This window comes from Streptomyces sp. NPDC050448, from assembly GCF_040655295.1.
Lineage (GTDB): Bacteria > Actinomycetota > Actinomycetes > Streptomycetales > Streptomycetaceae > Streptomyces.
Genome location: NZ_JBFAJR010000016.1, coordinates 29,390 through 52,751 on the forward strand (window position 1 = coordinate 29,390; position 23,362 = coordinate 52,751).

20 protein-coding genes are annotated in these 23,362 nt (G+C 71.6%); 16 read left to right on the top strand and 4 right to left on the bottom strand.

The genetic code is table 11. From position 1 onward, the window contains the following. The first annotated feature begins 7 nt into the window (after nt 1-7). The 8 genes from recG to mutM all read left to right on the top strand — a co-directional run bounded on the left by recG (nt 8) and on the right by mutM (nt 7,436). Nucleotides 8-2,209, top strand: coding sequence for an ATP-dependent DNA helicase RecG (gene recG, locus AB0I68_RS20150; protein WP_363178685.1), 2,202 nt, complete (start codon nt 8-10; stop codon nt 2,207-2,209). Nucleotides 2,210-2,338: 129 nt separating this feature from the next. Beyond that, nucleotides 2,339-2,917, top strand: a complete 579-nt coding sequence (gene rsmD / locus AB0I68_RS20155) for a 16S rRNA (guanine(966)-N(2))-methyltransferase RsmD (RefSeq protein WP_363178686.1) — start codon at nt 2,339-2,341, stop codon at nt 2,915-2,917. A 29-nt stretch (nt 2,918-2,946) separates the two neighbouring features. Next, the gene (gene coaD, locus AB0I68_RS20160) at nt 2,947-3,426 is read left to right on the top strand and encodes a pantetheine-phosphate adenylyltransferase (RefSeq protein WP_363178687.1); all 480 of its coding nucleotides are present in this window, start codon (nt 2,947-2,949) and stop codon (nt 3,424-3,426) included. Between the two features lie 103 nt (nt 3,427-3,529). Next, nucleotides 3,530-4,612, top strand: coding sequence for an ATP synthase F0 subunit B (locus AB0I68_RS20165; RefSeq protein ID WP_363178688.1), 1,083 nt, complete (start codon nt 3,530-3,532; stop codon nt 4,610-4,612). A gap of 68 nt (nt 4,613-4,680) precedes the next feature. Continuing rightward, nucleotides 4,681-5,391: a DUF177 domain-containing protein gene (locus AB0I68_RS20170; RefSeq protein WP_363178689.1), complete on the top strand. Its 711-nt coding sequence runs from the start codon at nt 4,681-4,683 to the stop codon at nt 5,389-5,391. A gap of 2 nt (nt 5,392-5,393) precedes the next feature. Further along, nucleotides 5,394-5,567 carry a 50S ribosomal protein L32 gene (gene rpmF, locus AB0I68_RS20175; RefSeq protein ID WP_003965982.1) on the top strand — a complete coding sequence of 58 codons (174 nt, stop codon included), beginning with the start codon at nt 5,394-5,396 and terminating at the stop codon, nt 5,565-5,567. Between the two features lie 19 nt (nt 5,568-5,586). Then, nucleotides 5,587-6,447: a ribonuclease III gene (rnc, locus tag AB0I68_RS20180; protein WP_363178690.1), complete on the top strand. Its 861-nt coding sequence runs from the start codon at nt 5,587-5,589 to the stop codon at nt 6,445-6,447. A 128-nt stretch (nt 6,448-6,575) separates the two neighbouring features. Then, nucleotides 6,576-7,436, top strand: coding sequence for a bifunctional DNA-formamidopyrimidine glycosylase/DNA-(apurinic or apyrimidinic site) lyase (gene mutM / locus AB0I68_RS20185; protein ID WP_363178691.1), 861 nt, complete (start codon nt 6,576-6,578; stop codon nt 7,434-7,436). On the opposite strand, the gene AB0I68_RS20190 is transcribed toward mutM, so the two are convergent. Then, entirely contained in the window at nt 7,409-7,786 is a 378-nt protein-coding gene (locus AB0I68_RS20190; RefSeq protein ID WP_363178692.1) for a helix-turn-helix domain-containing protein, read from the bottom strand. The two genes, mutM and AB0I68_RS20190, sit on opposite strands and share 28 nt — an antisense overlap. Before the next feature lie 70 nt (nt 7,787-7,856). Further along, complete coding sequence (locus AB0I68_RS20195) at nt 7,857-8,795, bottom strand: CAP domain-containing protein (protein WP_363178693.1); 939 nt, start codon at nt 8,793-8,795, stop codon at nt 7,857-7,859. A 135-nt stretch (nt 8,796-8,930) separates the two neighbouring features. Between AB0I68_RS20195 and AB0I68_RS20200 the strand changes: the two genes are divergently transcribed. From AB0I68_RS20200 to AB0I68_RS20215, 4 genes are all read left to right on the top strand, one after another. Then, the gene (locus AB0I68_RS20200; RefSeq protein WP_053786111.1) at nt 8,931-9,212 is read left to right on the top strand and encodes an acylphosphatase; all 282 of its coding nucleotides are present in this window, start codon (nt 8,931-8,933) and stop codon (nt 9,210-9,212) included. Between the two features lie 359 nt (nt 9,213-9,571). Continuing rightward, nucleotides 9,572-9,787, top strand: coding sequence for a hypothetical protein (locus tag AB0I68_RS20205; protein ID WP_030162422.1), 216 nt, complete (start codon nt 9,572-9,574; stop codon nt 9,785-9,787). Between the two features lie 194 nt (nt 9,788-9,981). Continuing rightward, complete coding sequence (locus tag AB0I68_RS20210) at nt 9,982-14,235, top strand: AAA family ATPase (protein WP_363178695.1); 4,254 nt, start codon at nt 9,982-9,984, stop codon at nt 14,233-14,235. 248 nt (nt 14,236-14,483) lie between these two features. After that, nucleotides 14,484-15,920, top strand: a complete 1,437-nt coding sequence (locus AB0I68_RS20215; protein ID WP_363178696.1) for a sugar porter family MFS transporter — start codon at nt 14,484-14,486, stop codon at nt 15,918-15,920. A gap of 49 nt (nt 15,921-15,969) precedes the next feature. On the opposite strand, the gene AB0I68_RS20220 is transcribed toward AB0I68_RS20215, so the two are convergent. After that, a complete protein-coding gene (locus tag AB0I68_RS20220; protein WP_363178697.1) occupies nt 15,970-16,956 on the bottom strand; it encodes an LLM class flavin-dependent oxidoreductase in 987 nt (328 codons plus the stop codon). 463 nt (nt 16,957-17,419) lie between these two features. Here AB0I68_RS20220 and ftsY point away from each other — a divergent pair, with 463 nt between their 5' ends. Beyond that, complete coding sequence (gene ftsY / locus AB0I68_RS20225) at nt 17,420-18,637, top strand: signal recognition particle-docking protein FtsY (RefSeq protein ID WP_363178698.1); 1,218 nt, start codon at nt 17,420-17,422, stop codon at nt 18,635-18,637. A 128-nt stretch (nt 18,638-18,765) separates the two neighbouring features. Here the strand turns inward: ftsY and AB0I68_RS20230 are convergent, their stop codons facing one another. Next, nucleotides 18,766-19,434 (bottom strand): bifunctional DNA primase/polymerase, encoded by a 669-nt coding sequence (locus AB0I68_RS20230; protein WP_363178699.1) that lies wholly within the window; start codon nt 19,432-19,434, stop codon nt 18,766-18,768. A gap of 390 nt (nt 19,435-19,824) precedes the next feature. Here AB0I68_RS20230 and AB0I68_RS20235 point away from each other — a divergent pair, with 390 nt between their 5' ends. The 3 genes from AB0I68_RS20235 to AB0I68_RS20245 all read left to right on the top strand — a co-directional run bounded on the left by AB0I68_RS20235 (nt 19,825) and on the right by AB0I68_RS20245 (nt 23,346). Further along, the gene (locus AB0I68_RS20235) at nt 19,825-21,348 is read left to right on the top strand and encodes a hypothetical protein (RefSeq protein ID WP_363178700.1); all 1,524 of its coding nucleotides are present in this window, start codon (nt 19,825-19,827) and stop codon (nt 21,346-21,348) included. 316 nt (nt 21,349-21,664) lie between these two features. Next, on the top strand, nt 21,665-23,011 hold the full coding sequence (locus AB0I68_RS20240) for an ammonium transporter (RefSeq protein ID WP_363178701.1): 1,347 nt from the start codon (nt 21,665-21,667) through the stop codon (nt 23,009-23,011). Further along, nucleotides 23,008-23,346, top strand: a complete 339-nt coding sequence (locus AB0I68_RS20245; RefSeq protein ID WP_363178702.1) for a P-II family nitrogen regulator — start codon at nt 23,008-23,010, stop codon at nt 23,344-23,346. The genes AB0I68_RS20240 and AB0I68_RS20245 overlap by 4 nt, the downstream gene beginning before the upstream one ends. Nucleotides 23,347-23,362 lie beyond the last annotated feature (16 nt).

Consider the following 23,362-nt stretch of genomic DNA (forward strand, 5'->3'; position numbering starts at 1 on the left):
CAGCGCGATGGTGTGCAATGAACACGTGCCCGCGCTCGACGAAGACCTCAAGAAGACGCTCGGCCCCGCCACCGCCAAGGTGCTGGCCGAGCAGCTCGGCCTGCACACGGCCCTGGACCTGCTCCACCACTATCCGCGGCGGTACGCCGAGCGCGGCGAGCTGACCTCGCTGGCCGAGCTCGCCGACCAGATCGACGAGCACGTGACGGTCGTCGCCCAGGTCGCCGACGCCCGGATCCTGACGTTCAACGGGGGCCGGGGCAAGCGCTTGGAGGTGACCATCACGGACGGCAGCGGCCGCCTCCAGCTGGTCTTCTTCGGCGCGGGCGTCCACAAGCCGCACAAGGACCTGCTGCCGGGCAGCCGCGCGATGTTCGCGGGCAAGGTCTCGATGTTCAACCGCAAGCTCCAGCTGGCCCACCCCGCGTACGAGCCGCTCGGCGCGGAGGCCTCCGACCGGGACGCCGCCACCGCCTTCGCCCATCAGCTCATCCCGATCTACCCGGCCTGCGCCAAGCTGGAGTCCTGGAAGATCGCCAAATGCGTGGACGCCGTACTGCCCGGGGCCCGGGAGGCCGTGGACCCGCTGCCGGACGCACTGCGCGAGGGCCGCGGACTGGTCCCGCTCACCGAGGCCCTGCTGAAGATCCACCGGCCGGGAACCAAGGCCGACATCGAGGACGCCCGGCAGCGGCTGAAGTGGGACGAGGCCTTCGTCCTCCAGGTCGCCCTGGCCCGCCGCCGGCACGCCGACTCCCAGCTCCCGGCCGTCCCGCGCCGCCCCGCTCCCGGCGGCCTGCTCGACGCCTTCGACGCCAAGCTCCCCTTCACCCTCACCGAGGGCCAGCAGACCGTCTCGAAGGAGATCTTCGACGACCTGGCCACCGAGCACCCCATGCACCGCCTCCTCCAGGGCGAGGTCGGCTCCGGGAAGACCATGGTCGCGCTGCGGGCCATGCTCGCCGTCGTGGACTGCGGCGGGCAGGCCGCCATGCTCGCGCCCACCGAGGTGCTCGCCCAGCAGCACCACCGCTCGATCACCGAGATGATGGGCGAGCTCGCCGAGGGAGGCATGCTCGGCGGCTCCGACCAGGGCACCGAGGTCGTGCTGCTCACCGGCTCCATGGGGATGCCCGCGCGGCGCCGGGCCCTGCTCGACCTGGTCACCGGCGAGGCCGGCATCGTGATCGGCACGCACGCGCTCATCGAGGACAAGGTGCAGTTCCACGACCTCGGCCTGGTCGTGGTCGACGAGCAGCACCGCTTCGGCGTGGAGCAGCGCGACGCACTGCGCTCCAAGGGGAAGCAGCCCCCGCACCTGCTGGTGATGACCGCGACCCCGATCCCGCGCACGGTCGCGATGACCGTCTTCGGGGACCTGGAGACCTCCGTCCTCGACCAGCTGCCCGCCGGCCGCTCCCCGATCGCCACCCACGTCGTACCGGCCAAGGACAAGCCGCACTTCCTGGCCCGGGCCTGGGAGCGGGTGCGGGAGGAGGCCGAGAACGGCCACCAGGCGTACGTGGTGTGTCCGCGCATCGGCGACGGCGAGGACGATCCGAAGAAGAAGACCGCCGAGGACGACAGCGAGAAGCGGCCGCCGCTGGCCGTCCTGGAGATCGCCGAGCAGCTCACCCGCGGGCCGCTCGCCGGGCTGTCGGTGGAGGTGCTGCACGGCCGGATGGACCCGGCCGACAAGGACGACGTCATGCGCCGCTTCGCCGCGGGCGAGGTCAAGGTGCTGGTCGCCACCACCGTCATCGAGGTCGGCGTGAACGTGCCGAACTCCACCGTCATGGTGATCATGGACGCGGACCGGTTCGGCGTCTCCCAGCTCCACCAGCTGCGCGGCCGCGTCGGCCGCGGCTCCGCGCCGGGGTTGTGCCTGCTCGTCAGCGAGATGCACGAGGCGAGCCCCGCCCGGGCCCGGCTGGCCGCGGTCGCCGCCACCCTGGACGGCTTCGAGCTCTCCCGGATCGACCTCGAACAGCGCCGGGAGGGCGATGTGCTGGGCCAGGCCCAGTCGGGCGTGCGGTCCTCACTGCGCATGCTCGCGGTCATCGAGGACGAGGAGGTCATCGCCCAGGCCCGGGAGGAGGCCACCCGCGTGGTCGCCGCCGACCCGGAGCTGGAGCGGCTGCCGGGCCTGAGGAGCGCCCTGGACGCCCTGCTGGACACCGAGCGGGAGCAGTACCTGGAGAAGGGCTGAGCGGTACCGCCCCGGGCCGCCCGGAGCGGTACGACCTATCGTTGAACTCCGCAGTACCGGGCAGCACCTGTCAGGAACCCGCCCGTACCCGTCAGTACCCCACCATCACCGTCGTACCGAAGGACCCAGATGACCCGCGTGATCGCCGGCAGCGCCGGCGGGCGACGGCTGACCGTGCCCCCGGGCACCGGCACCCGGCCGACCTCGGACCGGATGCGCGAAGGCCTGTTCTCCACCTGGGAGTCGCTGCACGGCGTCGAGGGGGCCCGGGTGCTCGACCTGTACGCCGGCTCCGGCGCCGTCGGCCTGGAGGCCCTCTCCCGCGGCGCGGCCCACGCGCTGCTCGTCGAGCCCGAGGCCAAGGCCGTCAAGGCGATCCGGGACAACATCAAGGCGCTGGGCCTGCCCGGCGCCGAGTTCCGGGCGGGCAAGGCGGAGCAGATCGTGGCGGCCCGGGCGGGCGGGGACCCGTACGACGTCGTCTTCCTGGACCCGCCGTACGCCGTCAGCCACGGTGATCTTGGCGAGATCCTCCTCACACTCCGCGCCAATGACTGGCTCACGGACGATGCGCTCGTCACCGTGGAGCGCGGTACGAGGAGCGGTGCGTTCCCGTGGCCCGAGGGGTTCGAGCCGCTCCGCTCCCGCAAGTACGGCGAAGGCACCCTTTGGTACGGTCGCGCCGCCTTCACCAGCGAAGACTCATGATGCCCGCACCGGAGAGCGAGGGACCCAAGTTGCGCCGAGCCGTCTGTCCCGGGTCATTCGACCCCATCACCAACGGACACCTCGACATCATCGGCCGGGCCTCCCGGCTCTACGACGTCGTGCACGTCGCCGTGATGATCAACCAGTCCAAGCAGGGGCTGTTCACCGTCGAGGAACGGATCGAGCTGATCCGCGAGGCGACCGCCGGCTACGGAAACGTCGAGGTGGAGTCCTTCCACGGACTGCTCGTCGACTTCTGCAAGCAGCGCGACATCCCGGCCATCGTCAAGGGCCTGCGGGCCGTCAGCGACTTCGACTACGAGCTCCAGATGGCCCAGATGAACATCGGGCTCTCGGGAGTCGAGACGCTGTTCGTGCCGACCAATCCCACCTACAGCTTCCTGTCCTCCTCCCTGGTCAAGGAGGTCGCGGCCTGGGGCGGCGACGTCGCCCACCTGCTGCCGCCGCACGTGCACGCGGCACTGACCGAGCGGCTCGCCAACCGCTGACGGACTGACGGGCCGTCAGTCGGTGTCGGGCGTTCGCCCGGTGGCCTTAAAGTCGTCCCGTCCGTCTCAGGAACCGCCCGAGGCCGAGAGAGTGCGAGCCCCCATGGACGTGCAGAAGAAGCTCGACGAGATCGTCGCGGCCGTCGGCGGCGCCCGGTCCATGCCCATGTCGGCCTCCTGCGTGATCAACCGCGCCGAGCTGCTCGCCCAGCTCGAAGAGGTGCGCCAGGCGCTGCCCGGTTCGCTCGCGCAGGCGCAGGAGCTCATCGGCGGCCGCGAGCAGATGGTCGAGGACGCCCACCGCGAGGCGGAGCGGATCATCGAGTCCGCGCACGCCCAGCGCGGTTCGCTGATCTCCGACACCGAGGTCGCGCGCCGCTCCCAGGCGGAGGCGGACCGGATCCTGGCGGACGCCCGCAGGGAGGCCGAGGAGGTCCGGGCCGAGGCCGACGACTACGTCGACAGCAAGCTCGCGAACTTCGAGGTCGTGCTCAGCAAGACCATCGGCTCGGTCGACCGCGGCCGCGAGAAGCTGCTGGGCCGCGGCCCGGGCCTGGACGACCAGGGCTACCCCGACGCGGACGCGCCCGAGCGCAGCCACGACCCGGAGACCCAGCGGCAGCAGGCGGACGCGTACGTGGACACCAAGCTGGCGACCTTCGAGGCGGTGCTCTCCAAGACCCTGGAGGCCGTCGGCCGGGGCCGCCAGAAGCTGCTGGGCCGGGTGCCCACGGACGACCTCGGCGCGCACATGGCCGCCCAGGACGCGGTGGGGGCGCAGCAGTCCCGCTCGGCGAGCGACGCGGACTTCCTGGCGGGCCTGGCGGAGCCGGCGGCCCCGATGGCCCCCGCGATCCCGGCGCAGGCCCAGCCGGAGCCCGCGTACGACGCGTACGGCTACCAGCAGCCCCAGCAGGACGCGTTCCCCGGTGCAAGCGCCGGCTCCACCGGAACGGCTTACGCCGCGCCCTCCTATGGGGATCCCTACGGCTACCAGCACCAGGTCCAGCAGCCGGATTCGTACGCGGCGATGGGCTACGAGCAGCAGCCGGACCCCTACGCGGCCTACCAGCAGCAGCCGCAGGCCCCGCAGCAGCCGCAGCAGCCCGCCCTCGACGAGACCAGCTTCTTCGACACGAGCATGATCAATCTGGACCAGCTGCGCCAGTACGAGCAGGGGCGCTAGGCCGGATTGGGCTCAGAGCGAAGCGCCGGGTATCCTGGCTCTTCGGTCGCGCGTATGCACCGCGATCCATGCTGCCCACAAGTGGCGGAGTCTTTGATCTTCAGCGATCTGTGAAAGCAGGAACGGCCCTGAATACCCGCCTCGACCACCGCAACCCCCTCGTGTTCGACACGCACGAGCTGGGTCGGCGTCCTGGTGCCATGCAGCGGCTGTCCCGTGAGATCGCGGCACCGGCGGACCTCGGTCTCGCCGGCGTCATCGGGGTACCGGAAGGCGCCCCGCTGAAGCTCAGCCTCCGCCTCGAGTCGGTCATGGAAGGGGTGCTTGTCACAGGCACCGCCCGTGCATCGGCCGTAGGGGAGTGCGTAAGGTGTCTGGAGTCCGTCGAGCGTGAGCTCAAGGCGGACTTCCAGGAGATGTTCTCGTACCCTGACGCCGACGACCGGAGCCGCTCGAAGGCGGAGCCGGCCGACGACGCCGAGGACGACGAGGACACGCTCTCCCTCGAGGACGGCTTGTTCGACCTCGAACCCGTGCTGCGGGATGTGGTGGTGCTCGCACTGCCCATGCAGCCGGTGTGCCGGGAGGACTGTCTCGGACTGTGCCCCGATTGCGGGCTCAGCCTGAACGACGACCCGGACCACCACCATGACGCCGTCGACATCCGTTGGGCGGCACTGCAGGAACTCGTCGTGACCGATCAGGACGACGAGAAGGACAACATGAGCGGCACTGCATCTGACGACGTTCAGAGCGCCGCCGAGAAGCAGGAGAAGTAGCCGTGGCTGTTCCGAAGCGGAAGATGTCGCGCAGCAACACGCGCCACCGCCGGTCGCAGTGGAAGGCTGCGGTCCCCACCCTGGTTTCGTGTGAGCGTTGCCAGGAGCCGAAGCTCCAGCACATTGCGTGCCCGAGCTGCGGCACCTACAACAAGCGCCAGGTCCTCGAGGTCTGAGCGGCTGGTGAGAGGCGCAATGTCTGAGCTGTCCAACGCTGAGAAGCAGGCAGACAGTAACAACGCGGCCTCGTCCCACACGCTTCTGGAAGGGCGGCTCGGGTATCGACTCGAGTCCGCCCTTCTGGTGCGTGCACTGACCCACCGCTCGTACGCGTACGAGAACGGCGGTCTGCCCACCAACGAGCGCCTGGAGTTCCTCGGGGACTCCGTGCTCGGCCTGGTGGTCACGGACACGCTGTACACGACCCACCCCGACCTGCCCGAAGGCCAGCTGGCCAAACTGCGGGCCGCGGTGGTCAACTCACGCGCACTGGCGGAGGTCGGGCGCGGCCTCGACCTCGGCTCCTTCATCCGGCTCGGCCGGGGCGAAGAGGGCACGGGTGGCCGGGACAAGGCCTCCATCCTCGCCGACACCCTTGAAGCGGTGATCGGCGCGGTCTACCTCGACCAGGGCCTCGAAGCGGCCTCGGAGCTGGTCCACCGGCTCTTCGACCCGCTCATCGAGAAGTCCTCGAACCTCGGGGCCGGCCTGGACTGGAAGACCAGTCTCCAGGAGCTCACGGCGGCCGAAGGCCTCGGCGTACCGGAATACCTGGTCACCGAGACCGGTCCGGACCACGAGAAGACCTTCACAGCTGCCGCCCGCGTCGGTGGTGTCTCGTACGGCACCGGCACCGGCCGCAGCAAGAAGGAAGCGGAACAGCAGGCGGCGGAGTCCGCTTGGCGCGGTATCCGTGCCAAGGCGGACGAGCGGATCGCGGCGGAAGCCGCGGCCGCTGCCGCCGTCCAGGTCACGGTGGCGGCTCCGGCCGACACCGCGGCCCCGGCCGAGGACGGCGGGTCGCCGACACCCGCCGACCCGACGCCGAACGGCTGAACCCTTCCTTCGGGATCTCCCGCCCGCCCCTGCCGCGCAGGGGCGGGCGGACCCGTTTCCGGGCCCGGCGGGGGAGGCCGGTACGCTCGCCGGGAGCGACCAGAACGCACCCCCTCCGGAGGACCACCGTGCCCGAGCTGCCCGAAGTCGAAGTCGTACGGCGGGGCTTGGAGCGCTGGGTGGCCGGCCGGACCGTCGAGGCCGTCGAGGTGCTGCACCCGCGCGCGGTACGCCGCCACCCCGCCGGCGGGGCCGACTTCGCGGCGCGGCTGACGGGCGAGACGATCGGCGTCCCGCAGCGGCGCGGCAAGTACCTGTGGCTGCCCCTGGAGGGGCGGGACCTCTCGGTGCTCGGGCACCTCGGCATGAGCGGACAGCTCCTCGTGCAGCCCGAGGAGGCCGCCGACGAGAAGCACCTGCGGATCCGCGTGCGCTTCCGCGACGCCGCCGGGACCGAGCTCCGCTTCGTCGACCAGCGCACCTTCGGCGGGCTCTCGCTCCACGAGAACACGCCCGACGGGCTGCCCGACGTCATCGCGCACATCGCCCGGGACCCGCTGGACCCCCTCTTCGACGAAGCCGCCTACCACGCGGCGCTGCGCGCCAAGCGGACGACCGTCAAGCGGGCCCTGCTGGACCAGTCCCTGATCAGCGGGGTCGGGAACATCTACGCCGACGAGGCGCTGTGGCGGGCCAGGCTGCACTACGAGCGCTCCACCGCCACCCTGACGCGCCCCCGGAGCGCGGAACTCCTCGGCCATGTCCGGGACGTGATGAACGCGGCCCTCGAAGTCGGCGGTACCAGCTTCGACAGCCTCTACGTCAACGTGAACGGGGAGTCCGGCTACTTCGACCGGTCGCTCGACGCCTACGGGCGCGAGGACGAGCCCTGCCGGCGCTGCGGCACCCCGATGCGGCGCCGCCCGTGGATGAACCGGTCGAGCTACTTCTGCCCGCGCTGTCAGCGGCCACCGCGCGCGGCGTCGTAGGACTCCCGGGCGCTCAGCACCTGGGGCATGCTGCCCTCGAGGAAGTGGATGAGCGCGACCAGCCGGTCGGCGACCTCGACGCCGAGCGGGGTCAGCTCGTAGTCGACGCGCGGCGGGTTCGTCGGCTGCGCCTCGCGGTTGACGATGCCGTCGCGCTCCAGCGCGTGCAGGGTCTGGGAGAGCATCTTCTCGCTCACGCCGTCGACCTTGCGGCGCAGCTCGTTGAAACGGCACGAGCCGTCGCGCAGGGCGCCCACCGTGAGGCTGCCCCAGCGGCCGGTGACGTGTTCCAGGGTCTCCCGGGACGGGCACGCGCGCGCGAAGGCGTCAAACGGAAGTTCTGTCTCCATACCGGTCAGCTTAACCCTGTACAGCGCTCACCAATAGCTTGCGCTTTCGGGTGGTTAGTGCTTCCTGCGGCTAGAAGCCGAAGTTCTGGGTCCACCAGGGGCCGCCGTCCGCGAAGTAGGCGCCGACGCCCAGTGTGCGGAACTCGCAGTTGAGGATGTTCGCCTTGTGGTCCGGGCTGTTCATCCAGGCGTTCATGACCGACTGCGCGTCACCCTGGCCGCGGGCGATGTTCTCGCCGCCGAGCCCGGAGAGGCCCGCCTTGGTGGCGCGGTCCCAGGGGGTGTTGCCGTCGGGGTCGGTGTGGTCGAAGAAGCTGCGGATGGCCATGTCCTTGCTGAAGGCTCCGGCCAGCGCTGCGAGCGGCGGGTTCGCCCGGACCGGTCCGCAGCCGGCCTGCGCGCGCTCTTGGTTGACCAGGGTGAGTACGGCGGCCTCCTCCGCGGAGTGGCCGTCATCGGGCGTCGGGGCCGGCAGGGCCGGCGGCTTGGGCGCGGCCGTCTTCGGCGGGTCCGCCTTCGGTGCGGCCGCCTTCGGCAGGGCCGTCTTCGGTGCGGCCGCCTTCGGCGGGGCCGTCTTCGGCAGGGCCGGGACCGGGATCTTCTCCGGCTTCGCCGGCTCCTTGGCGGAGGCGGACGGAGTGGGTGAGGCGGAGGGGCTCGGCGAGGCCGACGGGGAAGGGGAGGCCGAAGGTGAGGGGGAGGCGGAAGGTGACGGGCTGCTCGCTGCGGGGGCCGAGGAGGCGCGGCCGGACAGGCTGGCGAGGCCGCCCCGCTGCTCGATCGCGGTGCCGGGGCTCGGCGACGGCTCCGCCTTGGCCTGCGTCTTGACGGTCGCCATGCCGGCGGCGACGCCGACATAGGGGAAGGAGGTGCTGACGGGGACCATGCCGGTGGTCACGGCCGCCGTGCCGAGGACCACGGCCACGGAGACGCCCAGCAGGCCGGTGCGCAGGAGGGTGCGGCGCTTGACGCCGGGGCGCGGCGCGGCGTGGAGTCGGTGGCGTCCCATCGGCGACGTACCTTCCTTGAAGGTCAAGATCATCCCTTACTCACCCAAATGGGTGAGTTCATTGCTGCGCGACTGTACGGCATGGGGCGCGGGGGCGATGTGGGCCGGAACTCTTCGCCCGGTTAGCGTTCACGCATGAATGAAGATGTCCGCCTGACCGCCTGGGTGCGCGGCCGTGTACAGGGAGTGGGCTTCCGTTGGTTCACCAGGGCCAATGCGCTGGAGATCGGCGGAGTCGTCGGGTTCGCGCTCAACCTCGACGACGGACGAGTGCAGGTTGTGGCTGAAGGTCAACGTGAGAATTGCCACCGGCTGCTGGACTGGCTGCGCTCCGCCGACACGCCCGGGACGGTGGACGGAGTGACAGAGATCTGGGGCACACCGCGCGGTGGCTACGACGGGTTCGCGATGCGGTGACCGATCGGCTGATCATGTACTGATCGCATCTCCCGGCGGTCCGCACCCGGCCGGAACTGCGTGTTCGCCGCCGACGCGTTGCCGGCGGCCGTGATCCGTGGAAGGCTCGAAGCAGCGGACGATCTCCATGCCCCCTGGGAGGGCCGGGCCGCTCGCCGATACGGGGTGTGATCGTGTTGACCGTCAAACTTTTTGGTGAGACGCTGGAAGCCCCGCGCACCTGAGCTGTTTGGCAGTGCTGGCAGTGTTAGCAAGAAATGCGTGCAGTGACTGACAGTCGCTGCCGGACATCCGCGGGTGCGATTCCCTCACGACCCACACCGCTTCGGTCGGTCACTCAGTGTGGAGGACCATCCATCATGGCAAAGGCGCTTCTCGGTTACGTCGGCGGTTCCGATCCGCGACTCCTCGCCGAGATGCGACGGCTTCAGCAGCGCGTCCAGGACCTCGAGTCCGAGCTCGTACGGATTCAGTCCGAAAACGACGCGCTGAACGCGGCCGCCGCTCAGCACGGAGACTCGCTGCTGGACCGCATCGACATCGACGTACCCCAGGCGGAGCCTGCGCTCACCTGATCCGCGCTCAACTCGTCACTCGACTCAAGCCCCGCATGATCTGCAAGGGACGCTCCGGCGTCCCTTCTTTCTTTGACCACCGCGTCAGGCGTGCGCGAGCGCGTTGGGCCAGGTGGGGGGCCGATTCCTTTAACGTCAGTTGTGCCCTGCACCTTCATGGGTGAAACCGAACGCGAAAGGTAGAGTCCGGCGGCGTGCACCTCAAGTCCCTGACCCTGCGTGGCTTCAAGTCCTTCGCCTCTGCAACCACCCTGCGCTTCGAGCCTGGCATCACCTGCGTCGTGGGCCCGAACGGCTCGGGCAAGTCCAACGTGGTGGACGCGCTGTCCTGGGTCATGGGGGAGCAGGGTGCCAAGTCGCTGCGCGGCGGCAAGATGGAGGACGTCATCTTCGCCGGCACCACCGGGCGGCCGCCGCTCGGGCGCGCCGAGGTCTCGCTGACCATCGACAACTCCGACGGCGCCCTGCCGATCGAGTACGCCGAGGTCACCATCACGCGGATCATGTTCCGCGGCGGCAGCAGCGAGTACCAGATCAACGGCGACACCTGCCGGCTGCTCGACATCCAGGAGTTGCTCTCCGACTCCGGCATCGGCCGCGAGATGCACGTCATCGTCGGCCAGGGCCAACTGGACTCCGTCCTGCACGCCGATCCGATGGGCCGCCGCGCCTTCATCGAGGAAGCGGCCGGCGTACTCAAGCACCGCAAGCGCAAAGAGAAGGCGCTGCGGAAGCTGGACGCGATGCAGGCCAATCTCGCGCGCGTGCAGGACCTCAATGACGAACTGCGACGCCAGCTGAAGCCGCTGGGGCGGCAGGCGGCGGTGGCCCGGAGGGCGGCCGTCATCCAGGCCGACCTGCGCGACGCGCGGCTGCGGCTGCTCGCCGACGACCTGGTCACGCTGCGGGGCGCGCTGGACGCGGAGATCGCGGACGAGGCGGCGCTGAAGGAGCGCAAGGAGGCGGCCGAGGCCCAGCTCGCGGACGCGCTGCGGCGCGAGGCGGAGCTGGAGGAAACGGTGCGGCAGTTGACGCCGCGGCTCCAGCGGGCCCAGCAGACCTGGTACGAGCTGTCGCAGCTGGCGGAGCGCGTACGGGGGACTGCGTCCCTGGCCGACGCGCGGGTCAAGTCGGCCTCGGCTCCGCCGGAAGAGGAGCGGCGCGGCCGCGATCCGCAGGACATGGAGCGGGAGGCCGCGCGGATCCGCGAGCAGGAGGCGGAGCTGACGGCCGCGTTGGAGGCGGCCTCGCGGGCGCTGGAGGACACCGCCCTGCACCGGGCCGAGCTGGAGCGGTCGCTGGCCGAGGAGGAGCGGCGGCTGCGGGACGTCGCGCGGGCCATCGCCGACCGGCGCGAGGGCCTGGCCCGGCTGACGGGGCGGTTGGGCGCCGCCCGGTCCCGGGCGGGCGCCGCGCAGGCGGAGATCGACCGGCTGGTGGCGGCGCGGGACGAGGCCGAGTCCCGGGCGGGGGCCGCGCAGGCGGAGTACGAGGCGCTGGCCGAGGAGGTCGGCGGCCTCGAAGACCCCGCGGTGGACGAGGAGTACGCGGCGGCGCGGGCGGAGCTCGCGGCGGCGGAGGCCGCACAGGCGGCGGCGCGGGACGCGGTGACGGCCGCGGAGAAGTCGCGGGCGGCGGTGGCGGCGCGGCGGGATGCGCTGGCGCTCGGGCTGCGGAGGAAGGACGGCACGGGAGCGCTGCTCGCGGCGCGGGAGCGGCTGGCCGGGCTGCTGGGTCCGGCGGCGGAGCGGCTGTCGGTGACCCCGGGGTACGAGGTCGCGGTGGCGGCGGCACTGGGCTCCGCGGCGGATGCGGTGGCCGTGGCGTCGGCGGGGGCGGCGGCCGGGGCCATTCGGCATCTGAGGGACGCGGATGCGGGCCGGGCCACGTTCCTGATCACCCCGCCCCCGGAGGGCCCGGCCCCGGCCCCGGCCCCGGCCTTCCCGGCCCTGCCCGAAGCGGCGGCCCAGGCCCGGGCGGGCCTGTCGGGCGGGATCCCGTTCCCGGGCCAGGCGGTGGCCCCGGTCCCGGGCGCCCCGGCAGCACAGGCCGGCGCCGATGCGGATGCCGCGACCCCGTTCCCGGGCGAGACCCCGTTCCCAGGCCAGACCCCGTTCCCGGGCGCTCCGGCGGGCCCGTCGGCCGCGACCCCGCTCCCGGGGCGGGCCGCGGCCGACGGCGTCGGGGCGGGGGGAGTTTTCCCCCACCCCGACTCGGACGCCGCGCCTCAACCGCCTGCGGGGCTGGAAGGACCTGACCGGGGTTCCGTTGCGGGGGCCGGTGCTGGGGCGTCGGCGGAGCCGGGAGGGTTTGACCGGGGTTCCGTTGTGGGGGCCGGTGCTGGGGCGTCGGTAGAGCCGGGAGGGTCTGACCGGGGCTTCGTTGCGGGGCCCGGTGCTCAGGGGTGGGCGGAGCCGGGGGTGCCTGCCGCAGGCTCTGCCCCGGGGTCCGGGCCCGTGTTGCATGCCGGATGCGAGGAACTGCGCTCCGCCCCGGGCCTCGCGGCTCAGGCCACGGTGGGGCCGGGCTCGTCCGTACGGCGGGAGGACCACGGTTGCGCGCCGCCCCCCGCGCCTAGGGCGTTGCCCGTCGGGGGCTCCTCTGCGGGCGAGCAGGGTCCTGCGCAGGCCGGGCTCGGGCTGCCCGCCGGGGGGCTCGTGCAGGGGGATGCCGCTGCCGTGCGGGCCGTGGCATGGGTGCTGCGGGAGTACGTCGTCGTCGGGACGCTCGACGAGGCCGAGGAGCTCGTCGGGGCGCGGCCCGACGTGGTGGCCGTGACCCTCGACGGGGACGTGCTCGGGACGCACCTCGCGCACGGCGGCTCCGCCGGCGCCCCCAGCCTGATCGAGGTTCAGGCCGCCGTCGACGAGGCGGCTGCCGAAACGGTCCGGCTCGACGAGCAGTGCGCGGAGCTCGGCACGGCCCGGGACGCCGCCCAGGCCCTGCGCCGGGAACTCGCCGCGCGGGTCGAGGAGATCGGCGAGCGCCGCCGGGCCGGGGAGCAGGCCCGGGCCGGGGTGGCGCAGCAGCTGGGGCGGCTGGCCGGGCAGGCGAAGGGGGCCGCCGGCGAAGCCGAGCGCAGTGCCGCCGCCGCGGCCAAGGCCCAGAACGCGCTGGAGCAGGCGCTGGCCGACGTCGAGGAGTGCGCCGAACGCCTGGCCGTCGCCGAGGAGAACGACCCCGTCGGAAGTGGCGAGGAGGAGCCCGACACCGCGGTGCGGGACCGCCTCGCCGCCGACGGGGCCAACGCCCGGCAGACCGAGATGGAGGCCCGCCTCCAGCTCAGGACCCACGAGGAGCGGGTCAAGGGCCTGGCCGGCCGGGCCGATGGGCTCGACCGCGCGGCCCGCGCCGAGCGCGAGGCCCGGGCCCGCGCCGAGCGGCGCCGGGAACGGCTGCGCCACGAGGCCCGGGTGGCCCGCGCCGTCGGCGACGGCACCCGGCAGCTGCTCGCGCACCTGGAGGTCTCGCTGCGCCGGGCCGAGGAGGAGCGCGCCGCCGCCGAGTACGCCAAGGGGCTGCGTGAGCGGGAGCTCGGTGAGGCTCGGACCCGCGGCCGCGACCTCAAGGGCGAGCTCGACAAGCTCACCGACTCGGTACACCGCGGCGAGGTTCTCGGCGCCGAGAAGCGGCTGCGCATCGAGCAGGTGGAGAACCGCGCCCTGGAGGAGTTCGGGATGGAGGCCGCCGGTCTCGTCGCCGAGTACGGCCCGGACCAGCCGGTGCCGCCGAGCCTGCCCGCCGAGGGCGAGGAGCTCCCGGAGGACCCGGAGCACCCCCGCAACCAGCCCGGCCCCTTCGTCCGCGCCCGGCAGGAGAAGCGGCTCAAGGCGGCCGAGCGCGCGTACCAGCAGCTCGGCAAGGTCAACCCGCTCGCACTGGAGGAGTTCGCGGCGCTTGAGGAGCGCCACCAGTTCCTCAGCGAGCAGCTGGAGGACCTGCGCAAGACCCGGGCCGATCTCCTTCAGGTCGTGAAGGAGGTGGACGAGCGCGTCGAGCAGGTGTTCACCGAGGCGTACCGGGATACGGCCCGGGAGTTCGAGGGGGTGTTCTCGCGGCTGTTCCCCGGCGGTGAGGGCCGGCTCATCCTCACCGACCCCGACAACATGCTGACCAGCGGCGTGGACGTGGAGGCCCGGCCGCCCGGCAAGAAGGTCAAGCGGCTCTCGCTGCTCTCCGGCGGCGAGCGGTCGTTGACGGCCGTCGCCCTGCTGGTGTCCATCTTCAAGGCCCGGCCCAGCCCGTTCTACGTGATGGACGAGGTCGAGGCCGCGCTCGACGACACCAACCTCCAGCGGCTGATCCGGATCATGGAGGAGCTCCAGGAGAGCTCGCAGCTGATCGTGATCACGCACCAGAAGCGGACGATGGAGGTCGCCGACGCGCTGTACGGCGTCTCCATGCAGGGCGACGGAGTCTCCAAGGTCATCAGCCAGCGGCTTCGCTGACCCGTCTGACCCGTTTGACCCACTCCTTCGAAACCCGTCCTTTCAAGAAGTGAATGTCTTGCCTCCCGCCCGTGAATCGCGCGCCGAGCAAGTGAGCTTCTCCACAACTATTGACTTCAAGAACTGAACACATAGGCTCGCTCCGCTGCCTTTTCCCTTCGGGTGGTGCCGGATCTTCAGCTGTGCACCACTTGAAGGAACCACCCCACCCAGCCCGCCACCGCAGCCGGGCACCGCAGGAGCAGACCTTGACCAGCAGCACAGCGCAGGCGCCGGTGCCGGGCGGCGGAGGCCGGGCCGCCCGTCCCGACCACCTCGGGCACGTCATCTTCATCGCCGCCGCGGCCGCCATGGGCGGCTTCCTCTTCGGCTATGACAGCTCGGTCATCAACGGTGCCGTCGTCGCCATCCGCGAGCGGTTCGACATCGGCTCGGCCGCACTCGCCCAGGTGATCGCCGCCGCGCTGATCGGCTGTGCCCTCGGCGCCGCCACCGCGGGCCGCATCGCCGACAGGATCGGCCGTATCCGCTGCATGCAGATCGCCGCGGTCCTGTTCACGGCGAGCGCGATCGGCTCGGCCCTCCCGTTCGCCCTCTGGGACCTCGCCATGTGGCGCGTCATCGGCGGCTTCGGCATCGGCATGGCCTCCGTCATCGGCCCGGCCTACATCGCCGAGGTGTCCCCGGCCGCCTACCGAGGCCGGCTCGCCTCGTTCCAGCAGGCCGCGATCGTCATCGGCATCGCCGTCTCCCAGCTCGTCAACTGGGGGATCCTGAACCTCGCCGACGGCGAGCAGCGCGGCGAGATCGGCGGCTTCGAGGCCTGGCAGTGGATGCTCGGCGTCATGGTCGTCCCGGCCGCGCTCTACGGGCTGATGTCCTTCGTCATCCCGGAGTCCCCCCGCTTCCTGGTCTCGGTCGGCCGTACCGACGAGGCCAAGAAGGTGCTGGCCGAGGTCGAGGGCTCGAAGATCGACCTGGACGGACGCGTCGCCGAGATCGAGCACGCCATGCACTCGGAGCAGAAGTCCACCTTCAAGGACCTGCTCGGCGGCCGCTTCGGCTTCCTGCCCATCGTCTGGGTCGGCATCGGTCTGTCCGTCTTCCAGCAGCTCGTCGGCATCAACGTGATCTTCTACTACAGCTCTTCGCTGTGGCAGTCCGTCGGCATCGACCCGAGCAGCTCGTTCCTCTACTCGTTCACCACGTCGATCATCAACATCATCGGCACCGTGATCGCGATGATCTTCGTCGACCGGATCGGCCGCAAGCCGCTCGCGCTCATCGGATCGGCCGGCATGGCGGTCTCCCTCGGCCTCTGCGCCTGGGCCTTCTCCTACAAGGAGGGCACCGGCGACAACATCTCCATGCCGGACACCCAGGGCACGGTCGCGCTGATCGCCGCGCACTCCTTCGTGCTCTTCTTCGCCCTCTCGTGGGGCGTGGTGGTCTGGGTGCTGCTCGGCGAGATGTTCCCCAACCGCATCCGCGCCGCCGCGCTCGGTGTGGCCGCCGCCGCCCAGTGGATCGCCAACTGGGTCATCACCGTCTCGTTCCCGTCGCTGTCGGACTGGAACCTGTCCGGCGCGTACGTCATCTACACGATCTTCGCCGTGCTCTCGATCCCGTTCATCCTCAAGTGGGTGCCGGAGACCAAGGGCAAGGCGTTGGAGGAGATGGGGTAACCACCCCCGCCATTACCCCCTCTCCTCTTACGGCAGGTGCTGCCCCCGCTCAGTCCTTGAGCCGGGGCAGCACCTGTTCGCACAGCAGGTGCAGGCTGCGCCAGCCCTCGTCCGGCGGCATCCCGCCGCACAGCGGGTGCAGCACGAGGTTCCCCGCCTCGCCCGCGCCCCGGGCGTACGCGACCGCCTCGTCCGGGGTCAGGACCCGGTACACGCCCTCCGCGCGCAGCTCCGCCACCGAGCGCGCGGCCGACCGTACCGCGCTGCGGATGTCCTTCGACTGCCAGGACGCGTACATGCCCGCCTCGTGCAGGAAGTGGTCGCCGTACTCGGCCCACACCCGGTCCGGGTCCTCCGCGATGTGCAGCAGCGGGGTCTCGGCCGCGGGCATCATGCAGAAGCCCTCCGTCCCGTGCTCCGTGAGCTGCGCGTGGTAGTACGCCTCCAGTTCCGGCAGGTGCGCGCTGGGGAAGAACGGCAGCCCGAGACGGGCCGCGCGCCGGGCCGCCGCCCGGGAGCTGCCGCCGACCAGGAGCAGCGGGTGCGGCTGCGTGAACGGCGCCGGGGTCACCCGTACCGTGCGGCCGCGGAATGCGAACGGCTCGCCGGTCCACGCCTTCAGCAGGGTCTCCAGCAGCTCGTCCTGGAGCCTGCCGCGCCGGCCCCACTCGACGCCGTGCTGCTCGTACTCCTCGGGCCGGTAGCCGATGCCCGCCACCGTGACGAGGCGGCCGCCGCTCAGCAGGTCGAGGACCGCGATGTCCTCCGCCACCTTCAGCGGGTCGTACAGCGGGCCGATGATCGCCGAGACGGTGACCGCGATCCGGCGGGTGGCGCCGAAGACCGCGCCCGCGAAGGCGAACGGCGACGGCAGCCAGTTGTTGGCGGTGCCGTGGTGCTCCTCGGTCTGGACGGTGTCGATCCCGCGGTCGTCCGCGTACTTCGCCATCTCCAGTGCGGCCTTGTAGCGGGCGGAGAGGGTCTCGGGCGTGCCGTTCGGGTCGACGAGATTGAACCGGGCCACGGTGATGGGCATGGAGGAGTCCCCCTTCGCCGGATGTGGGTGGGCGGGCGAAGGGGGACGTTAGCTGACGTGGCGTCAGTTGGACAGGGATCCCGCGAGCGCGGGCTCCGATGCCGATGCCGGCGCGCCGGCTCCGCCGGCGCCGTGCGCGGCAGCACGGCGTACAGCGCGCCGGAGGTGACGATGCCGGCCGCCCGGCCCAGGCCGTTCTGCCCGATCCAGGTGCCGGTGAGCGGCCCGCCGAACCTCGGGAGGGCCCGGTTCACGTCCTGGTGGCCTCGTCGTGTTCGCGCAGCATCCGCATGGCGGTGGCCGGTGACGGGGGTGGGCTCCGATACCGGGCGGGTCGTGACCGCGCCCCGAGGGGCTTCTCGCCGACGCGGGGCCGGGCGACGGACCGGTCCGGCCCGCGAGACACACGGCCCCGTCGGGAGAACGAGGGGCCTTTTATGAGGTCACGCATACTGAAGCTGTTATGGACATCCTCATCCTTGCTGTAGTCATCGCCCTGGTCGCGGTCGGCGTGATCAGCGGGCTCGTGGTCAGCAGCCGCAAGAAGAAGCAGCTGCCGCCCTCGGCGCCGCCCAGCACGCCGACCATCACTGCCCCGCCCGCCGAACCGCAGGTGGGGGAGGACGCCGTAGAGACGGCGGAAGAGCCCCGCCGCACGATCGAGGAGGTCGCCCTCCCCGAAGCGGAGGCTGCGGCTCCCGAGGCGCCCGCCGTTGCCGGACCCGAGGCGCCGGCCGCCCCCGAGATCGAGGTGCCCGAGCCCACCGCCGGCCGCCTGATCCGGCTGCGCGCCCGCCTCGCCCGGTCGCAGAACTCGCTCGGCAAGGGGCTGCTCACGCTGCTCTCGCGCGAGCACCTCGACGAGGACACCTGGGAGGAGATCGAGGAGACCCTCCTGATCGCCGACGTCGGTGTCGTACCGACGCAGGAACTCGTGGACCGGCTCCGCGAGCGGGTCAAGGTGCTCGGCACCCGCACCCCCGCGGACCTGCGCGCCCTGCTCAAGGAGGAGCTGCTGACCCTGGTCGGCACCGACTTCGACCGCGCGGTGAAGACCGAGAGCGGAGTGGACACCCCGGGCGTCGTGATGGTCGTGGGGGTCAACGGCACCGGCAAGACCACCACCACCGGCAAGCTGGCCCGCGTGCTCGTCGCCGACGGCCGCTCCGTGGTGCTCGGCGCCGCCGACACCTTCCGGGCCGCGGCCGCCGACCAGCTGCAGACCTGGGGCGAGCGGGTCGGCGCGCGCACCGTGCGCGGCCCCGAGGGCGGCGACCCGGCCTCGATCGCCTACGACGCGGTCAAGGAGGGCATCGCCGAGGGTGCCGACGTGGTGCTCATCGACACCGCCGGCCGCCTCCACACCAAGACCGGCCTCATGGACGAGCTCGGCAAGGTCAAGCGCGTCGTGGAGAAGCACGGCCCGCTGGACGAGATCCTGCTGGTCCTGGATGCGACCACCGGGCAGAACGGCCTGACCCAGGCGCGCGTCTTCGCCGAGGTCGTGGACATCACCGGCATCGTGCTGACCAAGCTCGACGGCACCGCCAAGGGCGGCATCGTCGTCGCCGTCCAGCGCGAGCTCGGCGTCCCGGTCAAGCTCGTCGGCCTCGGTGAGGGCCCCGACGACCTGGCGCCCTTCGAGCCGGAGGCGTTCGTGGACGCCCTGATCGGCGACTGAGCGCGGACCGTACGCAGCGCACGCAGTCCGTACCCAGTCCGTACGCAGTCCGTACGCAGAGCAGCGCCCCCGTATTCCGGCCGGACAGCGGGGGCGCTGCTCTGCGTACGGACGCATGCGTACGGGTGTCAGCGCCGCAGCCGGTGGCAGATGTAGGCGAGGGTGCCGAGCAGCAGCCGGGCCTGCGGCGGGCCGCCCGCGGAGTCGAGCGCGGGCGGGCGCAGCCAGCCGACCGGGCCGAGGCCCGCGTAGTCGGACGGCGGGGCGGTCAGGAAGGCGCCGAGCCCCAGGGCATGCAGGTCGAGGTCGGCGTCGTCCCAGCCCATCCGGTACAGCAGCTGCGGCAGCTCGGCGGCCGCGCCCGGGGCGACGAAGAACTGGGCCCGGCCGTCCGGGGTCGCGGTGACCGGCCCGAGCGGCAGGCCCATCCGCTCGAGGCGGACCAGCGCGCGGCGTCCGGCCTCCTCCGAGACCTCGATGACGTCGAAGGTGCGGCCCACGGGGAGCAGGACCGCCGCGCCCGGGTACTCGCCCCAGGTCTCGGTGACCTCGTCGAGGGTGGCGCCGGCCGGGACGGTCGGAGCGAGGGGGAGCGGATGCGCCCCCGGTGCGCTGCACCTCGTATGACCGCAGGAGCAGCTGCGGGCGGGGGCCGCGGCGCGGGCGCCGGGGACCACGTCCCAGCCCCACAGTCCGGTGTACTCCGCGACCGCCGTGCACTCCGACGTACGGCCGCGGCGCCGCGAGCCGGAACGGAACTCCTTGGTGCTGCGGCTGCCGCCGATCGTGAAGCCCATGCCCATGCCCCCTCCAACGGGTCGGACGCGCAGGTGGTTACGACGTCGGCGGGACGGGATGCGGGGCCGGGTGTGAGCCCGGTGTCCAGAGGGGCTACCCGGCGCACTCCTCGCCGCGTGCGCCCCTAGCGCACTCCCGTCCATCCGATCGTTTTCGCCTCGGTGTCAAGTGAATCGCGCCTGGCCGGTGGCTAGTTCATTCGAAGGGGTGGCGAATGGTGGCGTTTCGGGAATCGACCTCGCCGCAGAGGTGATCGTAGGATTACTTTCAGTGCATCAAACCCCGAAGGCGGGCCGTCCGTGGTTATGCCGGAGGCAACGTGTGGAGGATCTGTGAAGGTCCGTTGCGGCGCTCGCCGTTCCAGCCAGGGTTTCGCGTGAAGAGGCTGAGTGGATGGGGGCGTTCCAGTGAGCGGCAACGGCGCAAGCGGAACGAGCGAGGAGCCGGAGGTCCCGGGCTCGGCGGCCCGCAATGAGCAGCTGACGTCCTGGTTCGTCCGCAGCGGCTGGTCGAAGGGCGAACTCGCCCGCCAGGTGAACCGGCGGGCCCGCCAGATGGGCGCCCACCACATCAGCACGGACACCTCCCGGGTGCGACGCTGGCTCGACGGCGAGCAGCCCCGCGAGCCCGTTCCGCGGATCCTGTCCGAGCTGTTCTCCGAGCGGTTCGGCTCCGTCGTCGCCATCGAACAGCTCGGGCTGCGCACCGCCCACCAGACGCCCTCCGTCTCCGGCGTCGACCTGCCCTGGGCCGGCCCGCAGACCGTCGAGCTGCTCGGGGAGTTCTCCCGCAGCGACCTGATGCTGGCCCGCCGCGGCTTCCTGGGGACCTCCCTCGCCCTCTCCGCAGGCCCCGCCCTCATCGAGCCCATGCAGCGCTGGCTCGTCCCGGTCCCCGCCGCCGACCCGGGCCCCCGCGAGGCGGGAGCGCCCGGAGCCCTCAGCGGCCACCGCCCGCCCCGGCTCTCCGAACCGGAACTCGGCCTCCTCGAAGCCACCACCGTGATGTTCCGCCAGTGGGACGCCCAGTGCGGCGGCGGCCTGCGCCGCAAGGCCGTCGTGGGCCAGCTGCACGAGGTCACCGACCTGCTCCAGGAGAACCACCCGGCCCCCGTCATGAAGCGGCTCTTCAAGGTCGCCGCGGAACTCGCCGAACTGGCCGGCTGGATGAGCTACGACATCGGCCTGCACCCGACCGCGCAGAAGTACTTCGTCCTCGCGCTGCACGCCGCCAAGGAGGGTGGGGACAAGCCCCTCGGCTCGTACATCCTCTCCAGCATGAGCCGCCAGATGATCCACCTGGGCCGCCCCGAGGACGCCCTGGAACTCATCCACCTCGCGCAGTACGGCAGCCGCGACTGCGCCGGCCCGCGCACCCAGGCCATGCTGTATGCGATGGAGGCCCGCGCCTACGCCAACATGGGCCAGCCCAGCCGCTGCAAGCGGGCCGTCCGGATGGCCGAGGACACCTTCTCCGACGTCGCCTTCGGCGGCGAGCCCGAGCCCGACTGGATCCGCTTCTTCTCCGAGGCCGAGCTCAACGGCGAGAACTCCCACTCGTACCGCGATCTGGCCTACGTCGCCGGGCGCAGCCCCATGTACGCCTCCCTCGCCGAACCCGTGATGCAGCGGGCCGTGGAGCTCTTCGAGAAGGACGACGAGCACCAGCGCTCCTACGCCCTCAACCTCATCGGCATGGCCACCGTGCATCTGCTCCAGCGCGAGCCTGAGCAGGCCACCGTCCTCGTCGGCCGCGCCCTCGACGTGGCCGGAAAGGTGCGGTCCGAAAGGGTGAACACACGGCTGCGCAAGACCGTCGACAGCGCCGCCCGTGAGTACGGCGACGTCGCCGACGTGGTCCGGCTGACCGACCAGCTCGCCTCCCGGCTCCCCGAAGCCGCGCAGGCCGTCTGACGGCCCGCGCGGCCGCCCCCGAAGGCCCCGGCCGCGGCAGTCACCCCGAGAAGCCCGATCAGGCTCCCCCAGCCAGGTCCCCCGGGTCACTGCCGCGGTCGGCTCACGTCCCGATCCCGTTCATGGACGCGTAACACAGCGGACCTCTTCGTCACGGCTGCGAAACACCGAGCGGCGCCGCCGGAAACCGGCCTGCGCGAATCTCAGGGTCAATAACCGGCCAGCCCCCAGGCCCCACCCCCCGGCCTTACGCCTTGCGCCGCTCAGGTTTTCACGATCGCCCGCACGCGAACGTACCGACGACGAGGAGACGCCGATGGCATCAGCCATCACGACCCTCGCGGCAGACGCCCCGACGCTGTCTGCCGCGAACACCGGGTTCATGCTCATCTGCTCCGCCCTGGTCATGCTGATGACCCCGGGACTCGCCTTCTTCTACGGAGGCATGGTCCGCGTCAAGAGCAGCCTCAACATGCTGATGATGAGCTTCATCAGCCTCGGGATCGTCACGATCCTCTGGGTCCTCTACGGCTTCAGCCTCGCCTTCGGCACGGACTCCGGCAGCATCATCGGCTGGTCCTCCGACTACGTAGGCCTCAGCGGCATCGGCATCACCGAGCTGTGGGACGGGTACACCATCCCGGTCTACGTCTTCGCCGTCTTCCAGCTGATGTTCGCCGTCATCACCCCCGCCCTGATCAGCGGCGCCCTGGCCGACCGCGTGAAGTTCAGCGCCTGGGCCCTGTTCAGCGCCCTGTGGGTCACCGTCGTCTACTTCCCCGTCGCCCACTGGGTCTGGGGCACCGGCGGCTGGCTGTTCAAGCTCGGCGTCATCGACTTCGCGGGCGGCACCGCCGTCCACATCAACGCCGGCGCCGCCGCCCTCGGCGTGATCCTGGTCATCGGCAAGCGCGTCGGCTTCAAGAAGGACCCGATGCGCCCGCACAGCCTCCCGCTCGTGATGCTCGGCGCCGGTCTGCTCTGGTTCGGCTGGTTCGGCTTCAACGCCGGATCGTGGCTCGGCAACGACGACGGCGTCGGCGCGGTCATGTTCGTCAACACCCAGGTCGCCGCCGCCGCCGCCATGCTCGCCTGGCTCGGCTACGAGAAGCTGCGCCACGGCTCCTTCACCACCCTCGGCGCCGCCTCCGGCGCGGTCGCGGGCCTCGTCGCCATCACGCCCTCCGGCGGCTCCTGCTCCCCGCTCGGCGCGATCGCCATCGGCGCCATCGCCGGTGTCGTCTGCGCCATGGCCGTCGGCCTCAAGTACAAGTTCGGCTACGACGACTCCCTCGACGTGGTCGGCGTCCACCTCGTCGGCGGCGTCATCGGATCGCTGCTGGTGGGCTTCTTCGCCACCGGCGGGGTCCAGTCCGACGCGGCGGGCCTCTTCTACGGCGGCGGCCTGGAGCAGCTCGGCAAGCAGGCCGTCGGAGTCTTCTCCGTCCTCGCCTACTCTCTCGTCGTGTCCGCGATCCTCGCCTTCCTCCTCGACAAGACGATCGGGATGCGGGTCACCGAGGACGACGAGGTCTCCGGCATCGACCAGGTCGAGCACGCCGAGACCGCCTACGACTTCAGCGGAGCCGGCGGCGGCGCCTCCTCCCGGAGCACCGCCGCCCCCGCCCCCGCTGCCGCCGCGAGCAAGAAGGTTGACGCATGAAGCTGATCACCGCGATCGTCAAGCCGCACCGGCTGGACGAGATCAAGGACGCCCTCCAGCGCTTCGGAGTCCAGGGGCTCACGGTCTCCGAGGCCAGCGGCTACGGCCGCCAGCGCGGCCACACCGAGGTCTACCGCGGCGCCGAGTACACCGTGGACCTCGTACCGAAGATCCGTATCGAGGTGGTCGTCGAGGACGGCGACGCCGAATCGGTGATGGAGGTCCTGGTGAAGAGCGCCCGCACCGGCAAGATCGGCGACGGCAAGGTGTGGAGCGTCCCCGTGGACTCGATCATCAGGGTCCGCACCGGCGAGCGCGGCGCTGAAGCGCTCTAGGCGACGGGAGCTCCTG

What these genes read in the sequence shown, in the direction of transcription:
- recG (WP_363178685.1), top strand. Translation starts at nt 8, where the DNA reads ATGGTGTGCAATGAACACGTGCCCGCGCTCGACGAAGACCTCAAGAAG.
- rsmD (WP_363178686.1), top strand. Translation starts at nt 2,339, where the DNA reads ATGACCCGCGTGATCGCCGGCAGCGCCGGCGGGCGACGGCTGACCGTG.
- AB0I68_RS20165 (WP_363178688.1), top strand. Translation starts at nt 3,530, where the DNA reads ATGGACGTGCAGAAGAAGCTCGACGAGATCGTCGCGGCCGTCGGCGGC.
- AB0I68_RS20170 (WP_363178689.1), top strand. Translation starts at nt 4,681, where the DNA reads ATGCTGCCCACAAGTGGCGGAGTCTTTGATCTTCAGCGATCTGTGAAA.
- rnc (WP_363178690.1), top strand. Translation starts at nt 5,587, where the DNA reads ATGTCTGAGCTGTCCAACGCTGAGAAGCAGGCAGACAGTAACAACGCG.
- AB0I68_RS20190 (WP_363178692.1), bottom strand. Translation starts at nt 7,786, where the DNA reads ATGGAGACAGAACTTCCGTTTGACGCCTTCGCGCGCGCGTGCCCGTCC.
- AB0I68_RS20195 (WP_363178693.1), bottom strand. Translation starts at nt 8,795, where the DNA reads ATGGGACGCCACCGACTCCACGCCGCGCCGCGCCCCGGCGTCAAGCGC.
- AB0I68_RS20200 (WP_053786111.1), top strand. Translation starts at nt 8,931, where the DNA reads ATGAATGAAGATGTCCGCCTGACCGCCTGGGTGCGCGGCCGTGTACAG.
- AB0I68_RS20205 (WP_030162422.1), top strand. Translation starts at nt 9,572, where the DNA reads ATGGCAAAGGCGCTTCTCGGTTACGTCGGCGGTTCCGATCCGCGACTC.
- AB0I68_RS20220 (WP_363178697.1), bottom strand. Translation starts at nt 16,956, where the DNA reads ATGCCCATCACCGTGGCCCGGTTCAATCTCGTCGACCCGAACGGCACG.
- ftsY (WP_363178698.1), top strand. Translation starts at nt 17,420, where the DNA reads ATGGACATCCTCATCCTTGCTGTAGTCATCGCCCTGGTCGCGGTCGGC.
- AB0I68_RS20230 (WP_363178699.1), bottom strand. Translation starts at nt 19,434, where the DNA reads ATGGGCTTCACGATCGGCGGCAGCCGCAGCACCAAGGAGTTCCGTTCC.
- AB0I68_RS20240 (WP_363178701.1), top strand. Translation starts at nt 21,665, where the DNA reads ATGGCATCAGCCATCACGACCCTCGCGGCAGACGCCCCGACGCTGTCT.
- AB0I68_RS20245 (WP_363178702.1), top strand. Translation starts at nt 23,008, where the DNA reads ATGAAGCTGATCACCGCGATCGTCAAGCCGCACCGGCTGGACGAGATC.